The organism is Streptomyces phaeochromogenes, assembly GCF_001418655.1.
GTDB lineage: Bacteria > Actinomycetota > Actinomycetes > Streptomycetales > Streptomycetaceae > Streptomyces > Streptomyces phaeochromogenes.
The window spans coordinates 1-7,198 of record NZ_LIQZ01000151.1 but is presented as its reverse complement, the minus strand read 5'-3'; the positions used below and the strand labels follow the sequence as shown (position 1 = coordinate 7,198).

Here is a 7,198-nt window from a genome sequence, read left to right as displayed (position 1 = left end):
GCCGGGGCGCCCCGGCGGCACGCGGAGCACGGGCCGTGCCACGGGCGCCGCCCGCGAGCTCGTCGGGCCCGGGCACCCTCATCGACGTATGCGTGTCACGGTTCGAGTCCGGCTTGGCACCGGGTACGAGGGGAACGGCCCCGCGCCGGACCCGCTCGCGCGGAGCCTCCGGCTCGGCCGGCCCGTCGTCGTACCCGCCGCCCCCGTCCTCGTCGCCGTCCGGCTCGTCCACGTCCAGTGGCGGCATGCCCGCCAGCAGCGGCAACTGCTCCCGCAGCCGCTCGCCCAGCTCGGACGCCCGCAGGCGGGAGGCGGGTGCCTTCGCCAGGCACTGCACGAGCAGCTGCCACAGTTCCTCGGGGATCCCGGGCAGAGGAACGACGGTCTCGGTGACGTGCCGCCGCAGGACCGCACCCGGGTGTCCCCCGCCGAACGGCGTGAACCCGGCGAGGAGTTCGTACAGCACGGTGGCCAGCGCGTAGATGTCGACGGCCGCCCGCGGGGGCAGGCCCTCGATGATCTCGGGCGCCAGGTAGTCCGGCGTACCGATGATCTTCGTCGCGCGCGTCCGCCGCGGTGAGTCGATGAGCTTGGCGACGCCGAAGTCGGTGAGCAGCGCGGGATGCGAGCCGCCGGGTCCGAGCGGTCCCTGCATGTCGAGCAGCACGTTCTCCGGCTTGACGTCCCGGTGCACGACCCCCGCCGCGTGCGCCGCCGCGAGTCCGTCCGCGACGTCGGCCACGATGGCGACGGCCGCCTCGGGCGCGAGCCGCCGCTCCCGGTCGAGCCGGGTCCGCAGATCCGTACCGCGGACGAGGTCCATGACCAGGGCGAGGTCGTTGCCGTCGACCACGAGGTCGCGTACGGAGACGACGTGCGGGTGGTCGAGGCCCAGCAGGGCCGTCCGCTCCTGCACGAAACGGCCCACGAGCTCCTGGTCGGACGCGAGGTCCTCGCGCAGCAGCTTGATGGCGACGGGGCCCTCGGGCCCCTCGCCGAGCCACACCGTGCCGGCGCTGCCCCGCCCCAGAATCTGGTTGGCGGTGTACCGGCTGCCGATCTTCCGTACCAAGACTGCTCCTACGGGCGCGTGTTGCCGATAAAGCTACGCGCCCAGAGCGCCAACCTCCTCTTCGGCGACAGAAATCACCCCCCAGGTGTCGACAAATCCCCAGAACCGCACCGCGGTTCTGGGGATTTGAAGGGGCAATGCTCTGAAATACCGGAAAAGACTTACCGGCAGCTGAGAGGACTTACTTACTTGCCGGAACCGCCGCCCAGGTCCTCGACCCAGCCGGAGACCGTGCCGATCCAGTCCGTCAGCTGGTCCCAGTAGCTCTTGGAGGTGCCGATCCAGCCCTGGAGCGGGCTGAACTCCCAGATCGCCCACCCGGCCAGGAACAGGATGACGACGGTGAACAGGCATCCCTTGAGGCAGCCGAGCCCGGGGATCTTCATCGGGTTGGCGCTGCGCTGCCGGGGCTCGCGCGGCGGTCGCGGCGCGGGCTGCTGAGGCTGCTGGGGCGGAGCGTGCCGCTGCTGGGGCTGATGCTGGGGTGCGTAACCCTGGGGCTGCTGTCCCTGCTGCGGATAGCCGTAGCCGGGCTGGTTCTGGGGCGGTCGCTGCCTGCGCTGCTGGGGCTGCTGGGGCCTCTGCGGCGGCGGTGGCTGCTGCTGGGGCCTGGCGACCTGGCGCTGCGGGCGCCGGCGCAGCGGGTCCTCGTTCGGGTCGAGGTACGGCTGCATCTGCGTCGGCTCGTTGCGGTCGCGGGCCGCCCGCAGCTGGTTCTGCCAGGGGTGCGGGTCCTCGGGCCCACCCCCGGGCTGGCCCGGCGGCACCGGCGGCATCACGGCCGTCGGGTCGGCCGCGCCACGGTTGGGCAGCACGGCGGTGGGATCGGCGGCGCCGGTGTGCGGCAGGACGCTGGTCGCGCCGTTCGGGTCGTACGAGGCGGCGCCCTGCGGGAGCACCTGGGTGGGGTCGGCCGCACCGAAGTCGCCCGGCACGGCGGCGGGCGCCAGGTCCGGGGCGAGCAGGACGCCCACGGCCTCGGCGGCGGCGATCTGCGCGGAGTTCGAGTGCACGCCGATGCCCTCGGCGACCGTACGCAGGCCGCGGGCGAGGTTCTCGGCACTGGGCCGCTCGTCGGGGTTCTTGCGCAGGCAGCGCTCTATGACGGTCCACAGCGGGTCGGGGACCGTGGAGGGCCGGCGCGGCTCGGCGCTCAGGTGCTGGTGGAGAACCTCCAGGGCCGATCCGCCGCCGAACGGGGGACGGCCGGTGACCAGCTCGTACAGCATGATTCCGGCGCCGTAGATGTCGACGGCGGAGGTCTGCGGACGGCCCTCGGCCGACTCGGGCGCGACATAGGCGGGCGTGCCGACGAACTCGTGGGTGCGGGTCAGGCCCGGGGAGTCGGCGAGGCGGGCGATGCCGAAGTCCGTCAGCATCGGGTGCATCTGGCCGCCGCCCTGCTTGAGCAGGACGTTCGCGGGCTTGAGGTCGCGGTGCACGACGCCGTCGGCGTGGCTCGCGGCGAGCGCGTCGGCGACTTGGGCGGTCAGCAGCGCGGCGGCGACCGGCGAGAACGGGCCGTTCTGGCGCAGGTAGTGATGGAGGTCCGGGCCCTCGATCAGGTCCATGACCAGGGCCAGCAGATCGCCCTCGACCACGAGGTCCCGTACGCGCACGATGTTCGGGTGGGTCAGGCGGAGCAGCACGGAGCGCTCACGCAGGAACCGCATCACGATGTCCGCGTCGTTGGCGAGCTCCTCCTTGAGGACCTTGATCGCCACCGTTTCACCCGGCTGACCGGGTACTGCCGCCTCGGCGCCCGCTGTCTCCCTCTGGCGGGCGCGCCAGACGGTGCCTGTGGCGCCGCGCCCAAGCGGCTCCTCAAGGAGGTACTTGCTCCCTACCGGCCGCACGTCATGCGCTCCCTGCTGCTTGCCTGACTGATCCGTCCACCCCGCTACGGGTGGTTCCGACCCACTGTAGTGCCGTCGAACGTGGCACCGGGCTGTCGTCCCGCTGCGGTTTCCCTCACCTCGTCTGCCCATGCATTACGTAAGGCGTTCCTGTATGTGTTCGATGAAAAGACGCTCGCTTTGGGTGGTTTGGTTGCCGCATCTTGACGTGACCGATCTCAAGCGGACATCGGTCGGGCATTGGTCAGGCACTTTTGCGGGCAGAGCCGACCAATCAAGATCACTTGCCGGTGGAGGACGGGCGTGTTGTCAGTGGCAGGTGCGAGGATGCTTCCCGTACTGGCCGAAGTGCCCGTGTGCGGTGGGGGGAATCTGCGGTGGGGGATCGCGGAGCAGCCTCGTCGCGGGCGCCCGCGACAGAAGGGACCGCTGACGGCGATGCAGATCCGGCTGACCGTCGTAGACCCGCTGGGGACGCGCCCCGAGGGACGCCCCGCGTCCTGCGACGTGCTGGTCACAGCACCCGCCGGGACCGCGCTCGCGGCGGTGGCCTCAGGCCTCGCCTCGGCGGTCGGGGGCGAGGGAGCCGGGGTGCTGTACGCGGGGGCGGAGCGGCTCGACGCACAGCGCTGCACGCTGGGTGAGCCACCTCTCATGGACGGCGCCGTGCTGTCCCTGGGCTCCCCCGCTGAGCCCGGTCCCGACCTCGACCCGGCCGCGGCACAGCTGCGCGTGGTGGCCGGGCCCGACGCCGGAGGCGTCCATTTCCTGCACGGCGGCCGGATCGACATCGGCCGCTCGGCCGACGCGGACGTGCCGCTGGACGACCCGGACGTCTCCCGCCTCCACTGCGCCGTGACGGTCGCGGCGGACGGCCGCGTCTCGGTGGCGGACCTGGGCTCCACGAACGGCACGACACTGGACGGCCGGCGCGTGAGCGAGCGCCAGGTGCGGTTCGCCCCCGGGGCACTCCTCCGGGTGGGCGAATCGGCGCTGCGCCTGGCCCCGGCGGGCGAACCGGCCGTCGTGCGGGAGACCGCGCCGGACGGCGAGGGACACGTCCGGGTCGCGACGGCACCGGAGACTCCCGAGCGGGAACAGCCGACGACGAACACGGCCGGTCGTACGGGACAGCAGGCATCGGCGGCCGGAGCAGGAGCAGCGAGGGTGCCCCACGCGCGCGACGGGGGCGCCCGAGGTGACGGGGACGACGGGAGTGCTCCGGAGGCGGCGTCCCGTTTCCAGGCCGCTCCGCCGACCGGCGAGACGCATCACGGGTACGGCACCGCCGGGTGGGGCTCCGCCGAGGGCGGGCGCTCCCACGGGGCCGCGCCCTCGTCCCAGGGGCACACGCCCGCGGGTCCGACCGTCGTGCCCGGGCAGGGCCGGGCGCCGCGGATCGAGAGCACGGACACCGGAGCGCCTTCCGGAGCGGCCCCCGAGGAGACCCCGGACGCGCCCGCCCCCGGTGAGGGCGGCCGAAAAGGCACTCCCCTCCGGGGGACACCCGTGCCGCGCGGTGTGCGCAAGCGCGGCGGGCTCTCCGCATGGGCCCGGCGGCTGGCGGGCGGCCGGAGCGACGAGCCGGACGCGGAGCACGACGAGGCCTACGACGACGCGTACGACGATGCATACGAGACATCGGCAGCCGAGGAGCCCGTCGTCGCGGGCGCGTCCGCTCCCGAGCGGTGGCCCGATCCCGCCGCGCTGCTGCTGGCCGCGCTCGGACCGGGACCCCGTCTGTGGGAGCGCGGCCCGGGGCACCCGGAGACGCTCACGGTCCGGCTCGGCACGGCGGACCGGAGCGCACCCGACGGCTCCGGCCTGCTCCCCTCGGTGCCGGTGACCGCGGGGCTGCGGGAGGTCGGTGCGCTCGGCCTGGCAGGGCCGCGTGGCCGCCTCTCGGGGCTCGCCCGCGCGGTGGTCGCCCAGCTCGCCGCGCTGCACTCGCCCGACGCCCTGGAAATCACCCTGATCAGCACGGACCGCTCGCGTTCCGTGGAAGAGCGCACCGCCGAGTGGTCCTGGCTCGGCTGGCTCCCCCATCTCCGTCCCACCCACGGCCAGGACTGCCGTCTCCTCCTCGCCTACGACCGCGAACAGGCGACGGCGCGTACGGAGGAGCTGGTCCGGCGACTTGAGGACCACCTGGCGGAGGTGGGCCGGGCCTCCGTGTCCACCGGATCCACCGGCGGAGCGCTTCGCCTCGGCGAGGGCTCACCGGACGACAGCGGCGCCTTCGGGGCCGTACAGCGGCCCGGCGGCGAGCGGGGCCACGACGGTGGCGCGAGCGGCCGTCCAGGATCCTCGCCTTCCTCCTCGCCTTCCTCTTCCTCCTCCGACGGCGCGGCCCGGCCGAGGCACCCGTCCGACGGCGGCTCGGCGGCCGACGGGACCACCGGTCCGGTGTTGCCCCGCGCCCACCCCACCGCACGCGACAGCAACATCACCCACCTGGGACTCCCCCGCAGCGGTACGCAGACCAGTGACGCGGCGGCCCGAGGGCGGGCCAGGCGGCCTTCCTGGGCGCGGTCCGACGATCCGGCGGAGACCGAGTGGCCGGGCCCCCACACCGTCGTCGTGGTGGACGGGGACCCCGGGTCGGCCGGTGTGCGGGAGGCCGTGTCACGGCTCGCGGCCGAGGGGCCCCAGGCCGGGATCCACGTCATCTGTCTGGTCGAGACGCCGGCCGCGTCGCCCGCCTCACCGGTGACGGACACGTACGAGGCGGCCTGCGCGGCCTCGCCCGCCTTCCGGGAGTGCGGTGCCGTCGCGCTGCTCAGCGGTGACGTGGCGACGGCGCTGCGGCTGCTGCGCGTGGCGCACGGCAAGCAGACGGGCGGTTCCGCGTCCCCCGCGCAGGGCGGGCCCGTGGGTCACGGCACGGTCGCCGCGGTGGACGCCGTGTCCATGGCCTGGGCCGAGCGGTTCGCCCGGGCGCTGGCGCCGCTCCGCGCGGACGGCGTGGCAGGCGAGCGGCACACCCGTGTGTCCGCGCCGCTGCCCCAATCCGCCCGTCTCCTGGACGAGTTGGGCCTCGCGAGGGCCACCCCGGCGTCACTGATGGCCCGCTGGGCTGACGCGGCCGACGACCCGGAGGCGCTCGGCGGCCGGGCCACGGCCGTGCTCGGCGCCGGTCCCCGCGGGCCCGTCGTCGCGGACCTCGCGGTCGAGGGACCGCATCTGCTGGTCGAGGGCCCCTCGGGCAGCGGGCGTACGGAACTGCTGCGTTCGGTGGCCGCCTCGCTGGCCGCCGCGGAGCGGCCCGACCGGCTCGGCATCGTGCTCATCGACGGCCGGGACGGCACGGGCAGCGGTGGCGCGGCGGCGCGCGGGGACGGGCTCCAGGTGTGTACGGACCTGCCTCACGTCACGACGCATCTGGGCGCCCACGACCCCGTACGGATGCGGGAGTTCGCCCAGTCCCTGGCTGCCGAGCTGAAGCGGCGGGCCGAGCTGCTCGGCCGGCTCGACTTCGCCGAGTGGCACTCCCTTCAGGACCGGCAGGACCGGCAGGGGGCGTCGGGCCGTGTCGTCGCCCAGCGGTCCGCCGGTTCGGCTGGATCGGCCGGTTCGGCGGCGGCCAGGCAGGCGGGCGGTACGGCCGGCGGGGCTGCCGGGGCCGGGGACCTCGACACGCCCTCCAGTTCCACCCTCCGGCTGCGTCCCGTCGCGAGCCGGCCCCGGCCGGACGCGGGGCCTCCGCTCCCCCGGCTCGTCGTGGTCGTCGACGACCTCGACGCGTTGCTCTCGCCGGCGCTGGGCTCCCCCGGTCGTCCCGCCGCCGGATCGGTCGTACGGGCGCTGGAAGCCGTGGCGCGGGACGGGGAGCGGCTCGGGGTGCATCTGGTGGCCGCGACCGGGGGCGGGGAGCGGACGGACGAGACGGAGCTGGCTCGGCGGGCGACGCTTCGGGTTGTGCTCGAAGCGGTGGTGGACGGGCCGGAGGAGCCTGCGCCCGGGCGGGGGCGGCTCGGCGGACCGGCCGGTCGGTCAACGCCGTTCCAGGGGGGCCGGGTAACGGGGCGTATTCCTCGTACGGCGACTCTGCGGCCCACGGTCGTGCCGCTGGAGTGGGCCCGCATGGGTGATCCTCCCGCGCGGCGGCCCGTCCGCGAGCTGGGCAACGGGCCCACGGACCTGGCCCTCCTGGCCAGCGCCCTGGAGCGGGCGGCCCGCTCGGTCTCGGCGACGGAGGTGCCGTCGCTTCTCTAGCGCCGGGTTCGTCCGGTGTTTTTGCGCCCCCGCCGCCCCTACCCATTCCCGTCCC

The 7,198-nt window shown here is 74.7% G+C and carries 3 protein-coding genes; 1 reads left to right on the top strand and 2 read right to left on the bottom strand.

Features of this window, described 5'->3' with window-relative positions; translation table 11 throughout:
* Both AOK17_RS20920 and AOK17_RS20915 read right to left on the bottom strand, forming a co-directional pair.
* Positions 1-1,072, bottom strand: a 1,072-nt coding sequence (locus AOK17_RS20920) for a serine/threonine-protein kinase (RefSeq protein WP_055614044.1), incomplete at its 3' end; no start/stop codon positions are given.
* A 185-nt stretch (positions 1,073-1,257) separates the two neighbouring features.
* Complete coding sequence (locus AOK17_RS20915; protein WP_055614043.1) at positions 1,258-2,928, bottom strand: serine/threonine-protein kinase; 1,671 nt, start codon at positions 2,926-2,928, stop codon at positions 1,258-1,260.
* 438 nt (positions 2,929-3,366) lie between these two features.
* Here AOK17_RS20915 and AOK17_RS20910 point away from each other — a divergent pair, with 438 nt between their 5' ends.
* Positions 3,367-7,143: an FHA domain-containing protein gene (locus AOK17_RS20910; protein ID WP_055614042.1), complete on the top strand. Its 3,777-nt coding sequence runs from the start codon at positions 3,367-3,369 to the stop codon at positions 7,141-7,143.
* Positions 7,144-7,198: the final 55 nt, after the last annotated feature.

Coding starts and splice junctions, on each gene's coding strand:
- AOK17_RS20910 (WP_055614042.1), top strand. CDS start 3,367: ATGCAGATCCGGCTGACCGTCGTAGACCCGCTGGGGACGCGCCCCGAG.